21 protein-coding genes are annotated in these 22,176 nt (G+C 64.8%); 10 read left to right on the forward strand and 11 right to left on the reverse strand.

Annotation, left to right across the window (positions count from 1 at the left end; translation table 11 throughout):
* Positions 1–111: 111 nt before the first annotated feature.
* Positions 112–2,292 carry a glutamine synthetase III family protein gene (locus CH278_RS07580; protein ID WP_094621566.1) on the forward strand — a complete coding sequence of 727 codons (2,181 nt, stop codon included), beginning with the start codon at positions 112–114 and terminating at the stop codon, positions 2,290–2,292.
* Between the two features lie 98 nt (positions 2,293–2,390).
* Positions 2,391–3,464, forward strand: coding sequence for an alkene reductase (locus CH278_RS07585; protein ID WP_094621567.1), 1,074 nt, complete (start codon positions 2,391–2,393; stop codon positions 3,462–3,464).
* 96 nt (positions 3,465–3,560) lie between these two features.
* Here CH278_RS07585 and CH278_RS07590 read toward each other — a convergent pair whose 3' ends face one another.
* Genes CH278_RS07590 through CH278_RS07600 form a run of 3 tightly spaced genes read right to left on the reverse strand, consistent with a single transcriptional unit; the run spans position 3,561 to position 6,599 of the window.
* Entirely contained in the window at positions 3,561–5,066 is a 1,506-nt protein-coding gene (locus CH278_RS07590; protein ID WP_032366793.1) for a tripartite tricarboxylate transporter permease, read from the reverse strand.
* 16 nt (positions 5,067–5,082) lie between these two features.
* Positions 5,083–5,613: a tripartite tricarboxylate transporter TctB family protein gene (locus CH278_RS07595; protein WP_032366792.1), complete on the reverse strand. Its 531-nt coding sequence runs from the start codon at positions 5,611–5,613 to the stop codon at positions 5,083–5,085.
* On the reverse strand, positions 5,610–6,599 hold the full coding sequence (locus CH278_RS07600; RefSeq protein WP_094621568.1) for a Bug family tripartite tricarboxylate transporter substrate binding protein: 990 nt from the start codon (positions 6,597–6,599) through the stop codon (positions 5,610–5,612). Before CH278_RS07600 ends, CH278_RS07595 begins: the two co-directional genes overlap by 4 nt.
* 113 nt (positions 6,600–6,712) lie before the next feature.
* Here CH278_RS07600 and CH278_RS07605 point away from each other — a divergent pair, with 113 nt between their 5' ends.
* The 3 genes from CH278_RS07605 to CH278_RS07615 all read left to right on the forward strand — a co-directional run bounded on the left by CH278_RS07605 (position 6,713) and on the right by CH278_RS07615 (position 9,663).
* Positions 6,713–7,120, forward strand: a complete 408-nt coding sequence (locus CH278_RS07605; RefSeq protein WP_236253864.1) for a universal stress protein — start codon at positions 6,713–6,715, stop codon at positions 7,118–7,120.
* Positions 7,121–7,240: 120 nt separating this feature from the next.
* Complete coding sequence (locus CH278_RS07610) at positions 7,241–8,647, forward strand: hemolysin family protein (protein WP_094621569.1); 1,407 nt, start codon at positions 7,241–7,243, stop codon at positions 8,645–8,647.
* The gene (locus CH278_RS07615; protein ID WP_032374841.1) at positions 8,644–9,663 is read left to right on the forward strand and encodes a hemolysin family protein; all 1,020 of its coding nucleotides are present in this window, start codon (positions 8,644–8,646) and stop codon (positions 9,661–9,663) included. Before CH278_RS07610 ends, CH278_RS07615 begins: the two co-directional genes overlap by 4 nt.
* A 316-nt stretch (positions 9,664–9,979) precedes the next feature.
* Here the strand turns inward: CH278_RS07615 and CH278_RS07620 are convergent, their stop codons facing one another.
* Positions 9,980–10,459, reverse strand: coding sequence for a DUF6764 family protein (locus CH278_RS07620; protein WP_032386402.1), 480 nt, complete (start codon positions 10,457–10,459; stop codon positions 9,980–9,982).
* A gap of 207 nt (positions 10,460–10,666) precedes the next feature.
* Between CH278_RS07620 and CH278_RS07625 the strand changes: the two genes are divergently transcribed.
* Positions 10,667–11,020 carry a VOC family protein gene (locus CH278_RS07625; RefSeq protein WP_032386401.1) on the forward strand — a complete coding sequence of 118 codons (354 nt, stop codon included), beginning with the start codon at positions 10,667–10,669 and terminating at the stop codon, positions 11,018–11,020.
* Here CH278_RS07625 and CH278_RS07630 read toward each other — a convergent pair.
* Complete coding sequence (locus CH278_RS07630; RefSeq protein WP_032369119.1) at positions 11,017–11,391, reverse strand: winged helix-turn-helix transcriptional regulator; 375 nt, start codon at positions 11,389–11,391, stop codon at positions 11,017–11,019. The two genes, CH278_RS07625 and CH278_RS07630, sit on opposite strands and share 4 nt — an antisense overlap.
* A 114-nt stretch (positions 11,392–11,505) precedes the next feature.
* Here CH278_RS07630 and CH278_RS07635 point away from each other — a divergent pair, with 114 nt between their 5' ends.
* Complete coding sequence (locus CH278_RS07635; protein WP_094621570.1) at positions 11,506–12,360, forward strand: SDR family oxidoreductase; 855 nt, start codon at positions 11,506–11,508, stop codon at positions 12,358–12,360.
* 34 nt (positions 12,361–12,394) lie between these two features.
* Positions 12,395–13,006 carry an FKBP-type peptidyl-prolyl cis-trans isomerase gene (locus tag CH278_RS07640; RefSeq protein WP_094621571.1) on the forward strand — a complete coding sequence of 204 codons (612 nt, stop codon included), beginning with the start codon at positions 12,395–12,397 and terminating at the stop codon, positions 13,004–13,006.
* 69 nt (positions 13,007–13,075) lie between these two features.
* On the opposite strand, the gene CH278_RS07645 is transcribed toward CH278_RS07640, so the two are convergent.
* Together CH278_RS07645 and CH278_RS07650 are read right to left on the reverse strand one after the other, a co-directional pair.
* Positions 13,076–13,705 (reverse strand): lipocalin family protein, encoded by a 630-nt coding sequence (locus CH278_RS07645; RefSeq protein WP_080729391.1) that lies wholly within the window; start codon positions 13,703–13,705, stop codon positions 13,076–13,078.
* Positions 13,702–15,756: an MMPL family transporter gene (locus CH278_RS07650; RefSeq protein ID WP_230073745.1), complete on the reverse strand. Its 2,055-nt coding sequence runs from the start codon at positions 15,754–15,756 to the stop codon at positions 13,702–13,704. The genes CH278_RS07645 and CH278_RS07650 overlap by 4 nt, the downstream gene beginning before the upstream one ends.
* A gap of 147 nt (positions 15,757–15,903) precedes the next feature.
* Between CH278_RS07650 and CH278_RS07655 the strand changes: the two genes are divergently transcribed.
* A complete protein-coding gene (locus CH278_RS07655; protein WP_032371734.1) occupies positions 15,904–16,383 on the forward strand; it encodes a MarR family winged helix-turn-helix transcriptional regulator in 480 nt (159 codons plus the stop codon).
* Positions 16,384–16,600: 217 nt separating this feature from the next.
* Complete coding sequence (locus CH278_RS07660; RefSeq protein ID WP_051365044.1) at positions 16,601–17,002, forward strand: STAS domain-containing protein; 402 nt, start codon at positions 16,601–16,603, stop codon at positions 17,000–17,002.
* A gap of 143 nt (positions 17,003–17,145) precedes the next feature.
* On the opposite strand, the gene CH278_RS07665 is transcribed toward CH278_RS07660, so the two are convergent.
* From CH278_RS07665 to pruA, 4 genes are all read right to left on the reverse strand, one after another.
* Positions 17,146–17,334, reverse strand: a complete 189-nt coding sequence (locus tag CH278_RS07665; protein WP_027495777.1) for a hypothetical protein — start codon at positions 17,332–17,334, stop codon at positions 17,146–17,148.
* Positions 17,335–17,544: 210 nt separating this feature from the next.
* Positions 17,545–19,425, reverse strand: a complete 1,881-nt coding sequence (locus CH278_RS07670; RefSeq protein ID WP_094621572.1) for an HNH endonuclease signature motif containing protein — start codon at positions 19,423–19,425, stop codon at positions 17,545–17,547.
* 63 nt (positions 19,426–19,488) lie between these two features.
* The gene (locus CH278_RS07675) at positions 19,489–20,433 is read right to left on the reverse strand and encodes a proline dehydrogenase family protein (protein ID WP_094621573.1); all 945 of its coding nucleotides are present in this window, start codon (positions 20,431–20,433) and stop codon (positions 19,489–19,491) included.
* Positions 20,430–22,079, reverse strand: coding sequence for an L-glutamate gamma-semialdehyde dehydrogenase (gene pruA, locus CH278_RS07680; RefSeq protein ID WP_032371593.1), 1,650 nt, complete (start codon positions 22,077–22,079; stop codon positions 20,430–20,432). The genes CH278_RS07675 and pruA overlap by 4 nt, the downstream gene beginning before the upstream one ends.
* Between the last annotated feature and the right edge of the window lie 97 nt (positions 22,080–22,176).

A 22,176-nucleotide genomic window follows, 5' to 3' on the forward strand; every position in this document is an offset into this window, starting at 1 on the left:
GCATTGCAGTGGACACAGCGACGAAACACCACCGCCACGAGGCATTCGTACAGTCGCCGAGTCGGACTCCGCACACACCAGGTGCGGAGCGCACCTTGCCAAGGGGTAGCCATGAGTGGAAATACCGTCCGCCTGCAGGCGATCAAAGACGTCGAGGCGTACGTGCCGCCTGCGGTCAGCTTCGTCGGAGACGAGAAGCCGGGCGAGATATTCGGTGAGAACGTCTTCAGCAAGGTCGTCATGCAGAAGCGACTGCCCAAGTCGGTGTTCAAGTCGGTGATGGCCACGATCGACAAGGGCAAGAAGCTCGACCCCATGGTGGCCGACGCGGTGGCGTCGGCGATGAAGGACTGGGCTCTGGAGAAGGGCGCAACGCACTACGCGCACGTCTTCTACCCGCTCACGGGGTTGACGGCCGAGAAGCACGACAGCTTCTTCGATCCCGTCGGTGACGGCAGTGCGCTCGCCGAATTCGCAGGCAAGACGCTGATTCAGGGCGAGCCCGACGCGTCGAGCTTCCCCAACGGCGGCCTGCGCAACACGTTCGAGGCACGCGGATACACCGGCTGGGACGTCACCAGCCCGGCGTATGTCCTCGAGAACCCGAACGGCAACACCCTGTGCATCCCGACGGTGTTCGTCTCGATGACCGGTGAGGCCCTCGACCACAAGACGCCGCTGTTGCGTTCGCAGCAGGCGATGGGCGGACATGCCGAGCGCATCCTGAAGCTGTTCGGACACGAGAACATCGAGAACATCGTCTCGTTCTGTGGCCCGGAGCAGGAGTACTTCCTCGTCGACCGGCACTTCTTCCTGGCCCGTCCCGACCTGCTCAATGCAGGTCGCACCCTGTTCGGCTCGAAGCCGCCCAAGGGCCAGGAGTTCGACGATCACTACTTCGGTGCCATCCCCGAGCGCGTGCTCGGCTTCATGATGGACACCGAGCGTGAGCTGTTCAAGCTCGGCATTCCGGCCAAGACCAGGCACAACGAGGTAGCACCCGGACAGTTCGAGATCGCGCCGATGTTCGAGCGCGGCAACATCGCGGCCGATCACCAGCAACTGTTGATGACGACGTTCAAGACCATTGCCAAGAAGCACGGCATGGAGTGCCTGTTCCACGAGAAGCCCTTCGAGGGTGTCAACGGCTCGGGCAAGCACGTCAACTTCTCACTCGGCAACTCCGACCTGGGATCGCTGCTGGTGCCCGGCGACAATCCGCACGACAACGCGCAGTTCCTCGTGTTCTGTGCCGCCGTCATCCGCGCAGTGCACAAGTACGGCGGTCTGCTGCGCGCATCCGTGGCGTCGGCGACCAACGATCACCGCCTCGGTGCCAACGAGGCACCGCCGGCAATCATCTCGATCTTCCTCGGCGACCAGCTCGCCGACGTGTTCGACCAGATCGCCAAGGGCGCAGCCACATCCTCGAAAGGCAAGGGCACCATGATGATCGGTGCCGACACCCTGCCCGTACTGCCGACCGATCCCGGCGACCGCAACCGAACCAGCCCGTTCGCCTTCACCGGCAATAGGTTCGAGTTCCGCGCCCCCGGTTCGATGCAGACCGTCAACGGCCCGATGGTCACGATCAACACGATCATGGCCGAGGCGCTCGACTACATGGCGACCAACCTCGAAGCGGCCGTCGCCGACGGCACCGATTTCGACACCGCCGTGCAGAATCTGCTGACCGAGATCATCACCGAACACGGCGCGGTGGTGTTCAACGGCGACGGCTACTCCGACAACTGGCAGATCGAGGCCGAGGCACGCGGCCTACCGAACCTGCGTACGACGCTCGACGCGTTGCCGGAGTTGATTTCCGAGTCGGCGATGGAACTGTTCGAGAAGTACAAGGTGTTCAACCACCGAGAGATGCACTCGCGCTACGAAATCGGGCTCGAGCAGTACGCGTTGACGGTGTTCGTCGAAGCGCGGTTGACGCTGGAAATGGGTCAGACATCGATCCTTCCCGCTGCCGTGCGCTACCAGACGGAATTGGCGCAGAACGTCAGTGCGCTCAAGGGCGCGGGCGTCGACGACGTGGACATGACTGCGCTGCACGCAGTCTCGGCTCCACTGTCGGAGCTGCGCGCAGCGTTGGCGACATTGAAGGCGGCCCTCGAAGCGGATCCGGGCGGCGACGCTCTGGCCGAGGCCACCCACGCCAAGGACGAACTGTTGCCTGCGATGGCGGCTGTCCGTTCTGCGGCCGACACCCTCGAGGCAATGGTGGCCGACGATCTCTGGCCGCTGCCGACGTACCAGGAGATGCTGTACATCCTGTGAGTGAGCAATGTCTCGGATCGGAATAGCTTCATGGATCTCGGTCGTTCGAGTGATCAGTGGCAAGTACTGTGCACGCACTCGTAAGGAGATAGAGAACCATGAAGTTGTTTTCCCCGTTGACGCTCGGTGACCTGAAGCTCGACAACCGGTTGGTGATGGCTCCGCTGACGCGGGTGCGCTCAGGACGTGACGGAGTGCCGGGTCCGCTGGTGGTCGAGCACTACAAGCAGCGGGCGTCCCTCGGTCTCATCGTCAGTGAAGGCACCTACCCGAGCCATGCGGGCCAGGGCTTCCCCGGTCAGCCCGGTCTGGTGACCGACGAGCAGATCGAGGGGTGGCGCAATGTGGCCGACGCAGTGCATGCCGACGGCGGGCTGATCTTCGCGCAGGTGATGCATGCCGGGCGCGTGACCCACGAGGCGACGACGGGTGGCCGTGAGGTCGTCGGCCCCAGTGCCATCGCCATCGACGGCGAGACTCACACGTACGAGGGAAAGAAGGCGTACCCCACCCCGCGTGCACTGCGGGAGGACGAACTGCCCTCGGTGATTGCCGATTTCGTACAGGCCTCGAAGAATGCGGTCGCTGCCGGTATGGACGGCGTCGAGGTTCACGGTGCCAACGGTTACCTGTTGCACGAGTTCCTTTCGCCCGCCTCGAACCAGCGTGACGACAAGTACGGCGGTTCGCCGGAGAACCGGGCGCGGTTCGTGGCCGAGGTGGTCGAGGCCGTGGCCGCGGCGCTCGGAGCCGGCAAGGTCGGCATCCGCATCTCGCCCGAGCACAACATTCAGGATGCGCTCGAGACGGACTCCGACGACGTGCGTGCCACCTACCGCGCGCTGGTCGAGCGGCTCGCGCCGCTCGGTCTGGCGTACCTCAGTGTGCTGCACAAGGATCCGTCGGGCGAGCTGGTACAGGATCTACGGCAGGCGTTCGGCGGCGCTGTGCTCGTCAACAGCGGCTTCGGTGAGATCACCACTCGCGACGAAGCGCTGTCGCTGCTCGACGACAACGTCGGCGACGCCGTCGTGGTCGGACGTCCGGCAATCGCTAACCCCGATCTCGCGCACCGCTGGCGTGAGGATCTGCCGCTGAACGAGCCGGACCAGAGCACGTTCTACACCGACGGTGCCAAGGGCTACACGGATTACCCGGCTCTGCAGCACTGAGTGCTTCGCAGTGGTGTGGTTATGCGCCTGCGGGCGCGCAGGAGTGGAGCCTGCGGAACGACCGAGAACAGAGCCACACCACTGCGCGGAGCGCACTCAGAAGTCGGCGGTCTTGCGGGCGCGGATCTTGCTGACGATCGAGAACACCACGGCGATGATCATCAGTGCGTAGAGCACGATGGTGATGCCGCTACTGACCAGAATCGACGGGTCGCCCTCGCTGACGGCCAGTGCGCGGCGAAGTGATTCCTCGGCGAGTGGGCCGAGGATCACGGCGATCAACACCGGTGCGAGCGGAATGTCGTAGCGCCGCATCATGAATCCGACGATGCCGAGCCCGAGCATGAAGATCAGATCCACGATCGACGCACTGGACGCATAGACGCCGAGGGCGGCGAACACCGAGATGCCCGCGTACAGGTAGTTCTTCGGGATCTTCAGCAGCTGCGCCCACAGTGGTGCGAACGGCAGGTTGAGGATCAGCAGCACGATCATCGCCAGGAAGAGGCTGGCCAGCAGGGCCCAGACGATGTCTCCACTGCGCTCGAACAGGAGCGGTCCGGGTTGCATACCGTACTGCTGGAACGCTGCGAGCATGATCGCCGCCGTGGCGGACGTCGGTAGACCCAACGCCAGTAGCGCTCCCATGGCCGTACCGGCCGTGGAGTTTCCGGCCGCCTCGGGTCCTGCCACACCACGAATGGCACCTTTGCCGAACATCGGCTTCTCGCGTTTACGATCGAGCCGACGCTCGGTGCCGTACGCCAGGAAGCTCGGCACCTCAGCGCCGCCTGCTGGTATGACGCCGAACGGCACACCGAATGCCGTCCCGCGTAGCCAGGCCGGGAGTGCTTCGCGGAACTCCGCCTTGCTCAGCCACGGTCGTCCCTGCGACTTGATCAACGACCGATCCTCGGGCCGCCCGATCTTCGACGCGATGTGGATGACCTCACCGAGGGCGAGCATCGCGACGGTGATGACGACGATGTGGATGCCGTCGAACAGGGCAGGTACCTCGAAGGTGAATCGTGAAGCCCCCGACGGACCGTCGATACCGATCACGGCCAAAGTGAGACCGATCAGCAGTGCGGTCAGACCTTTGAGGGCGGAGTCCGAGACCACCGCCGAAGTGGCGATGAACGCGAACACCGCGAGTGCGAGATATTCGGCGGGTCCGAAGTTGGTCGCCAGCGCCGCAAGCGTCGGTGCGAAGAACACGACCAAGGTCGTGGCGATCATGCCACCGATGAACGACGCGATGGCCGAGGTCGCCAAAGCCTGTGGGGCGCGGCCGTTCTTGGCCATTCGATGTCCCTCGAACGTACCGGCGATGGCGGTGCTGTTGCCGGGGGTGTTCATCAGGATGCCCGAGATGGAATCGCCGAACAGGCCGCCGAAATACACTCCGGCGAACATGATCAGCGCCGCGGTGGGGTCGAGAGTGAACGTGACCGGCAGCAGAAGCGCCACCGCCATAGCAGAACCGAGTCCGGGTAGCACGCCGACGGCGGTGCCGAGCAGTGCGCCTACGAACACCCACACCAGGTTCATCGGAGTCAGCGCGGTGCCGAACCCGTCGAGAAGATTACTCAATGAATCCATCGGAAATTCAGCTCCGTCAGAAGATCTGGGCGAGAACGCCGCCGGGCAAGGTCAGGCCGAGGCCCGCGGAGAATACGATCTGGACGGCGCTCGAGACCAGCAGTGCGACTGCCGCGTCGAACACGTAACGGCGACCACCCAATCCGACCGAGACACCCCAGAAGAGGATGGCACCGGCGAGAACCCAGCCGAGCGGGTCGAGGAGAGCGATGAACACTGCCACCGATCCGACGGTGATCGACAGGGTTCGCCAGTTGCTGACGGTACCGGTGTGCGGCACGCCGTCGTCGTCGACGCCGCGATCGATGACGTCTGGCTTGACCATGAGTTGGATCGTGACCAACACAGCGACCACGAAGCAGCCGCCGGCGACGATGGCCGGAAAGACCTGCGGGCCAGGGGAGGTGGCGGTGGGAGGAACATCCATCGTGATGGTTCCGTAGACCAGGAATGCGCCCAGTGCGACGAGCAGTGCCGGAACGATCAGGCCGCTACGGCCCGTCCAGAAGGAGCGGGAGGTTGCGGTGTCGGGAGTCGTCGTTGTCATACCAGCCCCAGCTCTTCCAGAATTCCGGTGATACGTGCCTGCTCGACCTCGAGGAATTCCCCGAATTCGTCTCCTGTGACGACCGATTCCTTCCAGCGGTTTCGTTCGACGGCCGTCGCCCATTGCTCGGTCTGGACCATCTCGGTGACGATGTCGACGAGCGTCTGCCGGTCCTCGTCCGAAATCCCGGGCGGTGCAACGATTCCGCGCCAGTTCACGAGGTCGACGTTGTAGCCCTGTTCGATGAACGTGTCCACGTCGAATCCTTCGAGCGGCTCGGGCGCGGCCACGGCGAGGGCACGCACGTTGCCGGCTTCGATCTGATCGCGGAAGTCGTTGAATCCACTGACCGCGACGCCGACGGTGTTGGACAGCAGCGACGTGAGTACCTCACCGCCGCCGGAGTAGGCGATGTAATTGATTGCGGCCGGATCGATGTCGGCTTCCTGGGCCAATTGGCCCGCCACGATGTGGTCGATGCCGCCGAGCGACCCGCCGCCGATCGGCAGGCCACCGGGGTTCGCTCGCCATGCCTCGATCATGTCCTCGAGATTCTGGATCGGCGAGTCCTTCGGGACGACGAACACCTCGAAGTCCTCGGCGAGCTTGGCGATCGGCACGGTGTCGGCCAAGGTGGTGTCGGAGTTGTTGATCGCGATGCCGCCGAGCATGACGGTGCCGGTGATCATCACCGTGGTGGGCTGACCGCTGAGCTTCTCGAGTTGGCTCAGGCCGATCGTGCCGCCGGCCCCTGGAACGTTGACCACCTGCGCGTTGTTGACGATGCCATCGCTGCGCAGCGCTTGCTGCGACTCGCGGGCGACCAGATCCCAGCCGCCGCCCGCAGCAGCCGGAGCGATCAGTGTCAGTTTGGCTCGGGCATCGGAGCCGCTGGCACTGCGAGCGGCGTCGATACCCGCCACGGTCACCGCTCCCACCACCGCCAGGGCACCGACTGTTCGAAGCAACGTGGGCGGTATCGCCATCAGAGACCTTTCGTGTGGTGTGTCACAGCGTCAGGTTAGATACAGTTTGTCCGATTAGTCCAGTTCACAACATCGAGGTCGATCTTCGGTGGATTCGAGCAACGGGAGAGACCGTGTCTTCAGCGAACACAGCGGTAGGCAGCGCAGTGGCAGTAGCGATGAGCAACACCCCCGAGGGGCAGGAAGCGTTGCGGCGCGGTGCCGCGGAGGCAGAGCTGCGTCGGACCGAGCTGATCGTATTGTCCGTGGTGGACCGCGATTCCGTATCGGCGGAAGACCGTAGCGCGGCGCAGGCCGAGGTGGAGCGGACTCTCCCCGGAACTGCGACGACTGTGCGCGTCGAACCGGATGGCGGCGACCCGGCCGGCGCACTGGTCGATCTCGTCGCCGACGTCGGTGCGGGGATGCTCGTCATCGGGTCCAAGCGCAGATCGGCGGTCGGCAAATTCCTGATGGGCAGCACGGTGCAGCGCGTTCTGTTGGACAGCCCGGTCCCCGTCCTCGTCGTGAAAGCGCCGTGACCCGGTAGTATCGGACAAATATCCCACCACTCGACCTCGAGGAATCATGGACAGCGATAAACCCGGGCCGGACACGGCTCCCCGCACTACAGCTACTACGTGCGAGGCGGTGTCCGGCGAATGAGCGTTCTGCTCACTCTTCTGCTCGGCCTGCTCGTCGTTTTTCTCATCACCGTCGCAACCGGTTACTTCGTTGCGCAGGAATTCGCGTACATGACCGTCGACCGGTCCCGGCTCAAGGCGCGTGCCGAGGCCGGCGACGCCGTCGCAGCTCGCACGCTGACCGTCACCAAGCGGACCTCGTTCATGCTCTCGGGTGCACAGCTGGGTATCACGGTCACCGGCCTGCTTGTCGGCTACGTCGCCGAACCGCTGATCGGGCAGTCGTTCGGAGCGATACTGGGCGGCGTCGGTGTTCCGACAGCAGTCGGTGTCGGCCTCGGTGCCGTTCTGGCGATCACGTTCGCGACGTTCGTACAGATGCTCTTCGGTGAACTGTTTCCGAAGAACTTCGCCATCGCCCGCCCCGAGCCCGTGGCTCGATGGCTCTCGCTGTCGACGACCATCTATCTCAAGCTCTTCGGTTGGCTCATCACCATTTTCGACCAGTCGTCGAACCTGTTGCTCAAAGCACTCAAGATCGAGCCGGTGCACGATGTGGAACATTCGGCGAGCCCACGCGACCTCGAGCACATCGTGTCGGATTCGCGGGAGACCGGGGATCTGCCCGACGAGCTGTCGACGCTGCTCGATCGCATTCTCGACTTCCCTACGCGCAACGTCGAACACGCCATGATCCCGCGTTCGCGTGCGGCGACGGTCCGCGACACCGACACCCTCGGTGAGGTGAAAACACTGATGGGCCAAGAGCATTCTCGATACCCCGTGCTCGACGAGGCCGACGGAATCGTGGGCGTGGTGCATCTGCACGACGTGTTGGCCTCCACCGCGCCGGATTCGACCCCCATCGCAGACCTCACCCGCGATGCGCTGATCCTTCCCGAGATGCAGAGCCTGCCCGACGCGATGCGCGAGCTGCGGGCGACACGGAACCAATTGGCTTGTGTCATCGACGAATACGGTGGTCTCACCGGAGTGATCACCATCGAGGACCTGGCCGAAGAGCTCGTCGGCGAGATCACCGACGAGCACGACGACGGCGTACTCGACCCGAGCCCGGTCAGCGCCGACGACGGCAGCTGGACGATGGCAGGGGAGGTGCACGTCGACGAGGTCGAGCGCGCCATCGGCGTCGACCTCCCCGACGGTGAATACGAGACCATCGCGGGATTCGCCATCGCCCATCATGGTTCGCTACCCGACATCGGGACCCGTATCGAGGTCGATCTGCCGCCGGACAACGCGGACCTCGCCAACGACGACGAGTCGCCGATTCGATTCGTCACGATCGAGGTGCAGGAGATCGACAGTCACGTGCCGTCACTACTGACCCTCACCATCGACGAGCGGACAACCGAGCACGACGAGAATTCGGCCGAGTCCGATACTGCAGGAGCGCACCGATGAGCAACCTCTGGGTCTTTCTGGCCGTCACCATCGGTCTGATCGCTGCGAGCGCCTTCTTCGTTGCCGTGGAGTTCGCACTTCTTGCGGCCAAACGGCATCGCCTCGAGGATGCTGCCCCCAACTCGCGGGCGGCGCGGGCTGCTCTGCGCAGCTCCTCGGAATTGACGGTGCTGCTCGCCGGATCGCAGCTCGGTATCACCGTCTGCACCCTCGCGCTCGGCGCGACCACCAAGCCTGCGGTGCACTACTGGCTCACGCCGCTGTTCGAGAGCATCGGCCTGCCCTACTGGTTCGCGGACGTCCTCGGCTTCGTCCTGGCCCTGATCATCGTCACGTTCCTGCACTTGGTCGTCGGCGAGATGGCTCCTAAGTCCTGGGCCATCGCACATCCCGAGAAGTCGGCAACGATGCTCGCAATCCCCATGCGCGCGTTCATGTTTCTCACGCGTCCGGTGCTGACGGCCCTGAACAACATGGCGAACTGGTGCCTACGCAAGGTGGGCGTCGAGCCGGCCGACACCGTCGGCACCGGGCAGAACGCAGACGACCTGCGTCAGCTCGTCGAGCACTCGGTCAACGTGGGAGCCCTGGACGCCAGCTACCAGGCGCAGATATCCGGGGCATTGGAATTGCAGGATCTCACCGTCGGTGACCTGGTGGCCGGAAGTGGCGCGCCGACGTCGGTACCGTCATCAGCGTCGATCGACGACGTGCGGGAGGCGTCCCGGATCAGCGGCCATCTGCGCATCCTCGTCAGTGACGACGACGTAGTGAAAGGTGTTGTGCACGTGAGGGATACGTTGACCGAGCCGGAGTATCTCGCCGAGATCACCCGCCCGGCCTACACGCTGGATCGGACGACACCGGTCTACGTCGCCCTGCAGTCGATGCGCGAGACCAGACATCATCTGGCGCTGGTCGTCGAACCGTCGGCCGAGGCGGGTGACAGTGCGCGCACTATCGGCGTTGTCACCCTGTCGGATGTGTTGACGCGGCTGCTGCCCGAGCCTGTCTGATCTTCGGTCACCCCATACGAATCATCCCCGCCCGGCCAACGCGGCCGAGCGGGGATTTTTCGTGAGCACCGGATCCGAATGTCAGATCGGGGCGATGACCAGAAGGTGTGCCCAATACGACGCGACGTCGTGGCCGAGTTGGGGGAGCAGAACGTCGTAGAGCAGGTAGGACATCATTGCCGTCGAACTCCTTGTTCAGCGGGCCGTCACCGGCTCGCGTACCGAGACTGTAGTCAGTGAGACTGTAGATCAACCTGGGCCCGGCGGCACTGATATGGCCTGCGCAAGTCGTGTTTCACCCCGACGACGACGGGCATCAGCCGATGCAGCCCTGCAGGGTGGTGAAGCTTCCGGCGAAGCCGGCACCGTTGCAGGCGGCACCCTCGGGGGTGAGGGTTATCGTCGAGCCCGGCGCAGCCACGGCGATCGACAGTCCGAGGCCGGCCGCAGTGTTCTGCGCGATGGCACCGGGACCGAAGGCGATCGCAGCAGGCGCGCCGCCGAAGCCGGCGTTGCTGACGGCAGTTCCGCCGTTGAGACCGAGGGCCAGTGCCGCCGCGTTGTTCATCGCCTCCGCCGAGCCCCATCCCTCGAGGCCGACTCCTGCTGCGGCACTTGCGCCGTCTGCGGAGCTGTCGCACTGTGAACCTCCGACGAGCGCGGCGACGTCGGCCCCTCCGGGTGCCGTGGTGCAGGCGACCGGTGCGGCCGAGGCCGTGCCGGGCACCAGGGCCGCGAAGGTACAGGCGAATCCGAATGCTGCTGCTCCGCCGAGAATTCTCTTGGTATGGAACATGGTCGATGCCTCCAAGATTTGGCGCAGGCACCGGGCGTGCCGCGCTCCTGCGGTTGCCGGATCGACATGCTCGTGCGCCCCGACGACCTTCCTCGAGTGTTACCCCGTAGCGACGCGCTCAGAGATCCGCATGGTCACGAATGCATCTCGGTATGATCACAACGCGGTAAACAGCGTTCCCCCACCCTCGGTGCTTACGATGGCTCCATGATCGGACGTATCGACGAGGTCGTATTCGACTGCACGGAACCGGCTGTGCTGGCCCGATTCTGGGCGGGTGTGCTCGGTGGTCAGCCCGTCGTGCGCGACGACTCGTGGCATTTCGTCGATGTTCCCGGGTTCACCCGGATGGCGTTCCAGCGAGTGCCCGAGGGTAAGTCCGGCAAGAATCGACTACATCTCGACGTGGACGTTCCCAGCATCGACGTTGCCGTCGAGCAGGCAGTAGGTCTGGGTGCGACGGCGGTGGGGGACCGGAACACCACTGCGGCCGGGTCGTTCCAGGTGCTACTCGACCCCGAGGGCAACGAATGGTGTGTAGTGACGCCCCCAGCTGACTAGCGGGCGTCGTGCTCGGCGCGTGCTTCGAGCACGGCAGGCATCGAGCCCTCGATCAGTTCGATGAGGTCGGTCAACCGTGATCCGACCTCACGTCCGAGCGGGGTGAGGCTGTATTCGACCTTGGGCGGGATGGTCTCGAGCACGGTGCGCACGATGAGGCCGTCGCGTTCGAGGGTCTGCAGCGTCTGTGCCAACATTCGCTCGCTGACGCCGTCGACGCGTCGGCGCAGGGCATTGAATCGGTAGTCGCTCTCGGTGAGGGCGGCCAGGACGAGCACTCCCCACCTGCTCGTCGCGTTCTGCAGCGTCTGCCGTGACCCGCATTCCCGTGCGAAGACGGATGCTTCGAGAGATTCGAGGGCCTCGGACATTTCTCCATGTTAGCGCAGGCCGTACCCGCAGCGCTAAATTCTGATGTTGCACTGTACGAAAAGTAAGTGCATGATGAAACGGAACTTGATACTTCAACCTCGGGAGCGTTTTCCATGACCACAGCCATCACCGGAGCGACAGGCAATCTCGGCGGGCTCGTCGTCGCCGCACTCATCGATCGCGGCGTCGCGCCTGCCGACATCGTCGCCGTCGTACGCAACGCCGACAAGGCGGCCGCACTCGCCGAGCGCGGTGTGGTGGTGCGGGTGGCCGACTACAGCGACACCGACGCGCTGACGTCTGCGTTCGCAGGTGTCGAGAAGGTGCTGTTGATCTCGGGATCGGAGGTCGGTCAGCGAATTGCTCAGCACAACAACGTCATCGACGCCGCCGAGGCAGCCGGAGTGGGCCTCGTTGCATACACGAGCGTGCTCGCTGCCGACACCTCCGGCATCAGCCTTGCGCCGGAGCACAAGGCCACCGAAGAGCGATTGACGGCCTCGCCGATTCCTGCTGTGTTTCTGCGTAACGGCTGGTACTGGGAGAACTACCTGGGCTCGCTCGGCCAGGCCATCGACAGTGGAGTGTGGCTTGGTGCAGGCGGGAACGGCAGGATCGCCGCTGCCTCACGCGCCGATTACGCCGCCGCTGCCGCGGCTGTGCTGACTCTCGAGAACCAGGGCGGGAAGATCTACGAGCTCGGCGGGGACGAGCGCCTGACCTATGCCGAACTCGCGGACGTTCTCGCCGGCATCTCCGGGAAGCCGGTCGTCTACAAGGACGTCACCGAGTCGGAGTACGCCACGATTCTTCAGGGCGCAGGACTGCCCGATTTCGTGGCGACCATGCTGGCGAGCGCGGATGCCGGTGTCTCCCGCGGGGAACTCGACACCGATTCCGGTGACCTGCAGGCATTGATCGGCCGCGCGTCCGCCCCGGTCGCCGAGGTGTTCCGCTCCGCGATCTGACGGGATACACGGGGCCCCGTATGCCACTTGTAGCGTGGGCCCCGTGAAACTCACCTCGACCCGCACCCTGTTCCTGGCCGCCACCACCTCACTCGTCCTGTTGACGGGTGCATGCAGTTCCGACTCGGATTCCGGGACGACGCAGACGACGTCCTCGGCGACGTCCTCCACCGATGCGACGGCTTCGAGTAGCTGCCCCACGGGCACACCCGACCCGTCGGCCACCCCGGAGTGGACACTGGCAGGCGACACCGGCAGCATCGCCGTCACCGGATCGACGGATACAGCGGCCCCGGCCGTCGACGTCGAAGCCCCGTTCAGCGTCGCCGAGACGCAGGTGAAAACGCTGAAGGCCGGGGACGGCCCGATCGTCGCCGACGACGCGAACGTGTCCGTCTGCTACCTGGGCGTCAACGGACGCGACGGATCGACGTTCGACAGCAGTTTCGAGCGCGGCGCACCGGTCGAGTTCCCACTGACCGGCGTGGTGGCGGGCTTCCAGAAAGCCATCGCCGGACAGACCGTCGGCTCGACCGTCGCCGTAGCGGTGACGTCGGCCGACGGTTACGCGACCGGCAATCCGGCAGCCGGAATCGAGCAGGGCGACAGCCTGATCTTCGCTATCTCGATCCTGTCCGCGAGCTGAGTGCCTCCGGCAGTGGCGTGGTTATAAGCCCTCTGCGGCACATAACCACGCCACTGCGGCTCCGCCGCACTACACGGTCGAGAGCTGCTGAATCGTCGTCGCGCCGCCCGGGGTGGGCGTCGTGGTGATGAAGTTGGAGTCGTAACCCAGCGATTCGACGACGCTGCGGATCTCGCGGAACTGCTCGACGCTGACGTCGGGCGTGCGCTTGAGCACGAATCCGGACGTGCGGTTGGGGCTTCCGACGAAAGCCCACGAGTAGTCGTCTGCGATGTAGGCCACGATGTAGTTGGTCGGCCCCTCCTGGCTCTCCTGCGTGGGGACGCCCGGGAAGCTCACGTGCAGTTGGGCTTTGGTGACGGTGTCGTTGACCCGAGCATTGCCGACGATGCGGTTCTCGCCGCCGGTCCAGGTGGTGCAGGTGTTCTCGACGCGAATGTTGAATTCGTCGATCATCTGGTAGTTCGCCTGCGTGTCACGGGCGCAGATCAGGTTGAACGGCTGCGGCACCGCGGCAACCTGGTTCCAGGTGCCCAGGTACCGTTCGACATCGAGTGACGGGATCGGAGCCAGTGGATCGAGACCGACCGACCCCAAAGGGCCGACCGGTTGCGCTTGCGCCGGGGCCGCGCCGAGCAGGGCGCCTGCTGCGACTGCTCCTGCAATTGCGGTGCGGCTCAACATCGTACGTACCTTCATGAATTTCGCTCCTTGGTTGCGGTCGTCTCGTTGTCGATCGTGCTCGGCCACCAAATCCCCGGGCCGATGAGGGTGAACAGGGCGGGAATCACGACGGTGCGTACCACGAAGGTGTCGAGCAGAATGCCCAGGCCGACGATGATTCCCAACTGGGTGAGGGTGATCAGCGGGAGGACGCCGAGGACGCAGAACACTGCTGCCAGAACGATTCCCGCGCTGGTGATGACGCCGCCGGTGGCCGAGACCGCCCGCACGATCGCAGATCTGGTGCCGTGCCGAACCGTCTCCTCCCGGGTCCGGGTGACCAGAAAGATGGTGTAGTCGACACCGAGGGCGACGAGAAACAGGAACGCGAACAGGGGAGTGTTGTCGTCGAGCGCGGGAAAGCCGAAGACGTGCAGGCTCACCCAGCTACCGATACCGATGGCGGCCACGGCACTCAGGACCGTGGTGGCGACGAGAATCAGCGGTGCGACGACGGCGCGAAGCAGTATCAACAGCACGAGTAGAACGACCGCCAGGATCGCCGGGATCACCACGAGCCGATCGCGGGCGGCAGCGTCGGTGGTGTCGAGTGCTTTGGCGTCGCTGCCGCCGACTCGTGCGTCGTCGACACCCGCAAGGGTGGACCGAAGGTTCTCGACGACGGTGAACGATTCGTCGGAGGCGGGGGCAGCGTCGGTGACCACCGACAGCCGGGTCAGTCCGGTACCGGAATCAGCGACCCGATCCACCGAGACGACGCCGTCGACGTCCCGGACGGTGGCGACGACGCCGTCGATATCCGAGGTGGGTGCGAGAACCGTGATCGGGTCTGCGGATCCGGCCGGAAAGTGTTGCGAGAGAGTGTCGAATCCTTCGACGGATTCGGCGGTCACCCGGAATTGCTCGGTCTGCGACAGCCCGATCTGTGTGCCGACCAAGGCCGCGCAGCAGGCGAGCAATACGGCGATGGTGATGGAGGCGGTCGCCACCGGACGACGAGCGACACCGGCGGCCACCGAATGCCAGACGCCCTCGGTGGTGGTATCGCGATCGGACGGCTTGGGGACGAAGGGCCAGAACAACTTCGGGCCGCACAGTGCCAACAACGGAGGCAGTACGAACAGCACGAACACCGATGCGACGACGAGGCCGGCCGCGGCCAGCGCTCCCAAGCTGCGAGTGCTGGGGAGGATGGCCAGCAACAGAGTCAGCAGTGCGAGGACAACGGTGGCATTGCTGGCGAGGATGGCCGGTCCCGCGTTCCGGACGGCGTGGCGCAACGCGAGCCGGTGATCGGACTCGCGGCGGAGTTCCTCGCGGTAACGAGAGATCAGCAGCAGGGCGTAATTGGTGCCTGCGCCGAACACGAGCACGCTGGTGATCCCCGAGGTCGAGCCGTCGAACGACAGCCCGGTCGCCTCGGCGAGGGCCGTGCCGACGGTGGAGGCGAAGCGATCGGCGAAACCGATGACGGCAAGCGGAACCAACCACAGAATGGGCGATCGATAAGTGGCGATGAGGAGCACTGCCACCACGAGTGCGGTGACGGCGAGCAACGTGAAATTGGCCCCGGAGAACGAGTTGGCGATGTCCGCTCCGAATGCCGGCCCGCCGGTGACCTGGGCGTTGAGATCGGACGGTAGGCCGACCGTCGCCGCGGATCGGAGGCTTGTGATCAGGTCGTTCAGGGTGAAGCCGGACAGTTCCGAGTTCACCTGAACGAACGCGATTGCGGCCTTCCCGTCCGGTGCGACGATCGGAGGGGGTCCAGGTTCGTCGGTCACCGACCGGTCGACGGTGAGCAGCCTGGCCTGCGCAGCAGCGGCTGCCTCGATATCGGCCGGGGTCAGGTCACCGCCATCGACGCGGCTCAGAACGAGGATCACCGGTGCGGTGTCGGAGTCCGGGAACTGGGAGAGCAGCTCGTCCACCTGGTACGACTCGGCGGATGTCGGCAAGGAGTTCGGCGACTGACCGGCAGAATCGTTGCTACCGACGAGCCCGATCACGGCAATCGAGAGAATAAGAATGGCGAGGGCGAGCGCCCACGATCGACGATGCGTCACGGCCGCGGCGATGCGGTCCCAGGCTGCGGTGGTCTCGGTACGGGTGCTGTCCACGAAGAAACAATCTCATTTACTTAGATATTAAGCAACTGAATCTCTTGCGGGCAGTAGTCTGACCATGACCGCAGCGAAGGAGTTACCACCGCCATGACCGACCGAAACCACCTCGAATCCGCGATATCGGCGGACCTTCGGGCGCTGTCATCGGTGTCGGAACAGATCGGTCAGGTATTCGGTGCGTTGCACAGCTTGCGGCCCAACGACTTTCGCGCTCTGCTGCATGTGATGGTCGCCGACGTCGAGGGCGCGCCCCTCACCGCGGGTGAGCTCGGCACGATGCTCGGACTGTCGTCCGCGGCGATGACGTATCTGGTGGAGCGGATGATCGCGTCCGGTCATATTCGACGCGAATCCGACGCGTCGGACCGACGTAAAGTCATACTTCGCTACGACGAGCACGGTATGGAGGTTGCTCGCGGGTTCTTCGGACCACTGGGAGCGCGCACCAGCGCTGCGCTCGAGGACCTACCGGATTCGGATCTCGACGCTGCCCACCGAGTGTTCGAAGCGCTCATCGGAGCCATGCGCGAGCATCACGCCGACCTGGGAAACAGCACCCGCACGTAGCCCGCGTTCGCATCGGGATGTTCGAACCGCTGGTGGGGGCCCGCATTGTGCCAATGCTGGACTCCGAGCGTGCCGGTGCCGTAGGGTTGGCCGTGGTTGAGCTAACAGCCGGTCACGGGGAAACGCAGCGAAGTGTGCGCCCGGGTCAGGCGAAGAATTCTGCTCCCGTTGCGTAGATCGGTTTCCCCTTCAGTTCGACCGATCGATGGGATCTGCCATGAGTGTTGAATCACGAGGCAACAAAGTTCGAACCACTTCGGTGAGCGTCGCGGAGAAGTCCGTGTCCGTTGCAGCAACCGGAGCCATCTTCACCGCGCACGACGGCACCGACGGTTCACTCGTCGTCGCCGTCCACGGCGACATCGACATGCTCAGCGCGCCGATGTTCTCCGATTTCGTCTGCAGTCGCGTGTCCAGCAAACGGCATCTGACTCTCGACCTGTCCAATGTCGAGTTCTTCGGCATCGCCGGACTCTCCGTCTTCGATGCAGTTCGTGAATACACGGCTGGCATCGGTGCTTCGTGGTCGATCGTGGCAAGCCGATCGGTGACCCGCCTGCTGCAGGTTGCCGACCTCGAGTCGACGATTCCGACCTCCCGACCGACGACCGACCAATAGAACTGGCGGCGACATCGCCGCGACAAGAGGTGGGCAGCTCCTGCACAGGGGCTGCCCACTGTCGTTTGCCGTCCCCCCGCACAACGATCGGGCGGTCCCGCGAATCACTGGGACCGCCCGATTGTCGTGTGAAAGCACAAGGTCTAGTCCTTGGTGCCTTCCGAGTCGCTGAAAAATGCCCAGTCGCCGTCGTGCTCGACTTCGAGGCGCCAGCCCAGCTCCTCGTTGTCGGCGCGGCTGTCCTTGAACCAGGCGTGCGCGTCCTCGGAACTGGTGATGTCCTTGGTGGCGACGACGGTTCCGTGCGGGTCGATAACTCTGTAATTTGCCATGCGGTGAGGGTGCCCCGATGTTGCGCAACCTAACCCAGCCGCATTACCGGCACAGCCGCTGCGAGAAGTGGAAGCCAGTGCCGCGCACTCCCGGACAGAGCTGGGTAGAAGGCGGGGCTGTGTTGGAGGGCCGGGCTGGGTAGAAGGCCGGCTGTGTGGGAGGCGAGGCTCTGTGATGGCAGAGCTGTGCCGTGGTGGTGGTGTGGGTCGTCATGCGGGTTGTCGTGGTTCTCCGTCGCCTGTGTCGCCGGTGTCGCGGGTGTCGTTGTGGTGGTCGGGTGGGTAGAGCACTTCTTCTGGGTGGTGGGCGTGGTTGATCAGCCCGCGGCGTGTGGGGTCCATTCCGGTTGGTGGATGCCACAGGGTGCGGCCCGGATAGCGATGTCGCGCTGTGGTTTTGGTGGTGGCCCACTTTCCGGGTCCGGTGCCGACGAGTGCGTGGTGCATGTCGCAGGCGAAGGTGAGGGAGTCGATGTCGGTGGGTCCGCCCTCGACCCAGTCGTCGAGGTGGTGCGCTTGGCACCAGGTCGCGGGGCGGGTGCAGGAGGGGAAGCTGCAGCCGCGGTCGCGGGCGATGAGGACGATGCGTTGGTCGGCGGAGGCGATGCGTTTGGATCGTCCGAGGTAGAGGGCTCTGCCGTTGTCGTCGAAGATGGTGAGGTAGTGGTGGGCGTGCGAAGCCATGCGGATGGCGTCGCGGATCGAGACGCGGGATCCGGTGGCGGTCATGGCGTAGCCGCAGCCGGCGTCGAGGTCTTTCAGGGTCATGGTGACGATGGCGGTGACGGGTAGGCCGCGGTGGGTGCCGAGGGTGCCGGAGGCGAGGGTGTGCCGGAGTGCCATCTTCAGGGCATCATGACGGCGTTCGTTCTGGGTGCGTACATCTCGCGCGGCGGCAGCGTCGCGAGCAGCGGTGTCCGATGCGTCGGCGTCGGCTTGGCCGACGGGTTCAGCAGTGCTGTCGGAGCCTGCGTCGTCGTTAATGTCGGCCGTGCTGTGTGGCGTTGTGCCGCAACCACAATCGTTGCTGTCGGTGCACTCACCCTCACCGCGGTCGTCGCCACTGCGGTCGTCGTCACCGTAGAAGTCGGCACCGTTGCCGACCGTCCCATCCCACAGGTATTCGTCATCCGATCGAGCATCGCTGGATCCTGCCTCGTCGGGCATCGGCCCGGGCTTTGGCGTAGCCGCACTGCCGTCCCCGCCGACGTCCCCGTCCCCGCCGCCGTCCCCGCCGCCGTCCTCGTCGCCGGTGGTCTCATCCTCGTGGACGATCGATGTCGGGTCTGCAGGATTGTTCACTCCCGGTTTCGCGGCTTTCGAGAACAGGGCTTCGAGGTAGGCCCGTAGTTCGGAGTCGACGCAGAACTTCCCCTCGGACATTCCGTCGGAACCCTGCTCACCGAGGTAGAAGAACGCATCCCGTTTCCGTGGCCTCGGCTTCGCGTTCTTGTCCTCGTCTTCGTCTTCGTTCTCGTCGAAGTCGCCGTCGGGATCGAGGATCGAGTCCAGATGCGCGACCAACGGTGCGAAGTCGTCGGGCCGCCTCGTCGAGGCGAGACCGACCAACTGCTGTTCGGCGCGATCGCGGGTTTGCGGATCCACAGTCGACGGCAGATGCTTGAAGAATTCGCGGATCATCTGCACGTGCTGGGCATCGAGCAACCCTGCCCGCACCGCTGCAGCGGTGTGCGGCAACAACGGAGGCAGCACTTCGCCGGACAGTGCGGTGCGATCCCCCAACTCGGCCGCCAGACGCACCCGAGCACCGGCTGTTCGTGGGGTGATCCGCAGCATCCATGCCACCGAGCACGGCACCGACCCCGGATAGACGTCGAGGCCGTGCTGAGAGATCAGTTCGTTGAGCCAGGTGTGCGAATACGCCGTCACGGACCGCGACACAGTGTCCATGCGTTGGATCACCGCACGCCGGTCGGCGTTCGACCATGCCGCCGACGCTTGTTCGGCCAACTCGGCGACCGCCGACTCCACCGCGTCGACCAACCCAGCCAAGTCGGGGTCGGACACGACGGGGGCAGGCGGCACCGTGTCGATGCCGTCCACCCCTGATCCGCCGTCCCCCGAAAGCATGAACAGAATCTACCGCGACCCACCGACAAGTTTTCGAACACACGTTCGCCGATCTGAGTGAAGTCAGTTGCGAGAGATCAGCGACCGCGCGAAGAACATCAGGTTGGCCGGCCGCTCTGCGAGTCTGCGCATGAAGTAGCCGTACCACTGCTCTCCGTAGGGCACGTAGACACGCACGTGCTTTCCGGCGTCGACCAGTCGTCGTTGTTCCTGATCGCGGATTCCGAACAGCATCTGGAACTCGAAGTCGGCTGCGGACCGTCCGGCGTTCGCGGCGAGCCGCTCCGCCGCCTCGATCATCTCGGGATCATGGGAGGCGACCATGGGGTAGCCGCTGCCGTTCATCAGCACTTCCAGGCACCGTAGGTAGGAGTCCGACACATCCCGTGCACCCTGGAACGCCACCGACGCGGGCTCGTTGTACGCGCCCTTGCACAGGCGGATGCGAGATCTCGGTCCGGACAGCTCCCTGCAGTCGGCCTCGGTTCGTTTCAGGTACGCCTGCAGCACCGTGCCGAGATCGGGAAAGTCCTGCCGCAGTTCGCGCACGATGGACAGGGTCGAGTCGGTGGTGGTGTGGTCCTCGGCGTCGACGGTCACCCACACTCCCGCCGCTGTTGCCGCGGTACAGATCTCGCGCGCGTTCTCGAGCGCCAGCGTGCGATCGATGCCCTGACCGAGGGCCGAGAGTTTGAGTGACACCTCGAGCGCGGTCTCGGCGGTACTACTCGTCGAAAAGCGTTGTATCAGTGACAGGTACGACTGCACGGTGGCCGTCGCCTGCGCGCGGTCGGTGGTGTCCTCGCCCAGATAGTCCACCGAGACGAATCGTCCCGACGCCAGCAGGGCATCGACGGCGGTGACCACGGCGGGCTCCGATTCACCGGCGACGAAGCGGTCGACGAGCGATCGGGTGGCACGCAGCCGCGTCACGGTGGCCTGCAATTTCGGTGAGCGTGCGGCCGCCAGCAGAGCCGGCCGCAGTGGGTTGCTCAGCACTGTGGTCATCGTGTGCCCTCGCCTTCCTGATGGGGGTAGCCGTGTGCGGTCGGCGGGACGAACGTTTCCTTGACCGTGCGTGCCGATGCCCAGCGCAACAGGTTCTGCGGTGAGCCGGCCTTGTCGTTGGTACCCGACGCACGCGCTCCGCCGAACGGTTGCTGACCGACGACCGCGCCGGTGGGCTTGTCGTTGACGTAGAAGTTTCCGGCGGCGAATCGCAGTGCCGAATGGGCCTGCTCGACGGCCGTGCGATCGGTGGCGATGACGGCACCGGTCAGTGCGTACTTCGATCCGGTGTCGACGGTGCGCAGTACGTCGGCATAGGCGTCGGGCCGGTTGTCGTCGTAGACGTGCACGGCCAGAATGGGGCCGAAGTACTCGGTGGTGAAGGCTTCGTCGGTGGGGTCGTCGCCGAGAAGAACTGTGGGAGAAACGAAGTATCCTTCCGTGTCGTCGCACGTTCCACCGGCGGCGATGGTCAGACCGGTCACGGATTTCGCGCGGTCGAGCGCAGCTGCGTTGCGGTCGAACGCTTTTCGGTCGATGACGGCACCGCCGTAGTTCGACAGGTCGGTGACGTCGCCGTACTTCAGGGCCGACACCTGCTCGATGAACGTCTCACCCATGCGAGCCCACAGCGACTTCGGCACGAATGCCCGCGAAGCGGCCGAGCACTTCTGCCCCTGGAAGTCGAAGGCACCGCGAATCATGGCCGTGGTCAACACGTCCGGATCGGCCGAGCTATGCGCGACTACGAAATCCTTGCCGCCGGTCTCGCCGACGAGCCGCGGGTAGGAGTGGTAGTTCGAGATGTTGTTGCCGACCTCGCGCCACAGCGTCTGGAAGGTCGCAGTGGATCCGGTGAAGTGGATGCCCGCCAGGCGTGGATCGGCCAGGGCTACTTCGGAGACCATCGGACCGTCGCCGAGGACGAGGTTGATCACTCCCGGCGGCAGACCTGCCGCCTCGAGGAGCTGCAGCGTCAGGTACGCGGCAACTGCCTGGGTGGGAGACGGCTTCCACAGCACCGTGTTGCCCATCAGTGCAGGCGCTGTGGGCAGGTTGCCGGCGATGGCGGTGAAGTTGAACGGTGTGATCGCGTAGACGAAACCCTCGAGCGGGCGGTACTCGACGCGATTCCACACGCCCGGGGCCGACACCGGCTGATCGGCGAGGATCTGTCGTGCGAACGCGACATTGAACCGCCAGAAGTCGATCAGCTCGCACGGTGCGTCGATCTCGGCCTGGTAGGCCGACTTGGACTGCCCGAGCATCGTTGCGGCAGCGATCCTTTCGCGCCACGGACCCGACAGCAGATCGGCCGCGCGCAGGAACACTGCAGCTCGCTCGTCGAACGGAAGATCGCGCCAGGCCGGTGCAGCTGCGGTCGCCGCCGAGATCGCGTCCTGCACGTCCCGGTGCGTTGCCTCGGCGAAGCTACCGATGACCGACGCGTGCTTGTGGGGTTCGACCACATCGGTATCGGTGCCGGCGGCGTCGCGGTGGACACCGCCGATCACCTGATGGATGCGGACGGGGTTCGCACGCAATTCGTCCAAGCGGATGCGCAGCCTGGCGCGCTCGGCGCTTCCGGGGGCATAGGTGTTGACCGGCTCGTTGACCGGGGTGGGAACTGATGTGACCGCGTCCATGGTGACTCCTCGCACTCGGGTGTGTGCTGCTCATTGAAGTCGCCTCGACGTCCCGTTCAATCAGCTCATCGGCCAAAGAATTCGTGGTGTACTTGTC

The sequence above is a fragment of the Rhodococcus sp. 05-2254-5 genome, from assembly GCF_002258575.1.
In the GTDB taxonomy this organism is placed as follows: Bacteria; Actinomycetota; Actinomycetes; order Mycobacteriales; family Mycobacteriaceae; genus Rhodococcoides; species Rhodococcoides fascians.

What these genes read in the sequence shown, in the direction of transcription:
- CH278_RS07645 (WP_080729391.1), bottom strand. Translation starts at nt 13,705, where the DNA reads ATGAAGGTACGTACGATGTTGAGCCGCACCGCAATTGCAGGAGCAGTC.
- CH278_RS07620 (WP_032386402.1), bottom strand. Translation starts at nt 10,459, where the DNA reads ATGTTCCATACCAAGAGAATTCTCGGCGGAGCAGCAGCATTCGGATTC.
- CH278_RS07595 (WP_032366792.1), bottom strand. Translation starts at nt 5,613, where the DNA reads ATGACAACGACGACTCCCGACACCGCAACCTCCCGCTCCTTCTGGACG.
- CH278_RS07580 (WP_094621566.1), top strand. Translation starts at nt 112, where the DNA reads ATGAGTGGAAATACCGTCCGCCTGCAGGCGATCAAAGACGTCGAGGCG.
- CH278_RS07670 (WP_094621572.1), bottom strand. Translation starts at nt 19,425, where the DNA reads ATGCTTTCGGGGGACGGCGGATCAGGGGTGGACGGCATCGACACGGTG.
- CH278_RS07615 (WP_032374841.1), top strand. Translation starts at nt 8,644, where the DNA reads ATGAGCAACCTCTGGGTCTTTCTGGCCGTCACCATCGGTCTGATCGCT.
- CH278_RS07625 (WP_032386401.1), top strand. Translation starts at nt 10,667, where the DNA reads ATGATCGGACGTATCGACGAGGTCGTATTCGACTGCACGGAACCGGCT.
- CH278_RS07675 (WP_094621573.1), bottom strand. Translation starts at nt 20,433, where the DNA reads ATGACCACAGTGCTGAGCAACCCACTGCGGCCGGCTCTGCTGGCGGCC.
- CH278_RS07590 (WP_032366793.1), bottom strand. Translation starts at nt 5,066, where the DNA reads ATGGATTCATTGAGTAATCTTCTCGACGGGTTCGGCACCGCGCTGACT.
- pruA (WP_032371593.1), bottom strand. Translation starts at nt 22,079, where the DNA reads ATGGACGCGGTCACATCAGTTCCCACCCCGGTCAACGAGCCGGTCAAC.
- CH278_RS07660 (WP_051365044.1), top strand. Translation starts at nt 16,601, where the DNA reads ATGAGTGTTGAATCACGAGGCAACAAAGTTCGAACCACTTCGGTGAGC.
- CH278_RS07655 (WP_032371734.1), top strand. Translation starts at nt 15,904, where the DNA reads ATGACCGACCGAAACCACCTCGAATCCGCGATATCGGCGGACCTTCGG.
- CH278_RS07630 (WP_032369119.1), bottom strand. Translation starts at nt 11,391, where the DNA reads ATGTCCGAGGCCCTCGAATCTCTCGAAGCATCCGTCTTCGCACGGGAA.
- CH278_RS07585 (WP_094621567.1), top strand. Translation starts at nt 2,391, where the DNA reads ATGAAGTTGTTTTCCCCGTTGACGCTCGGTGACCTGAAGCTCGACAAC.
- CH278_RS07665 (WP_027495777.1), bottom strand. Translation starts at nt 17,334, where the DNA reads ATGGCAAATTACAGAGTTATCGACCCGCACGGAACCGTCGTCGCCACC.
- CH278_RS07600 (WP_094621568.1), bottom strand. Translation starts at nt 6,599, where the DNA reads ATGGCGATACCGCCCACGTTGCTTCGAACAGTCGGTGCCCTGGCGGTG.
- CH278_RS07635 (WP_094621570.1), top strand. Translation starts at nt 11,506, where the DNA reads ATGACCACAGCCATCACCGGAGCGACAGGCAATCTCGGCGGGCTCGTC.
- CH278_RS07610 (WP_094621569.1), top strand. Translation starts at nt 7,241, where the DNA reads ATGAGCGTTCTGCTCACTCTTCTGCTCGGCCTGCTCGTCGTTTTTCTC.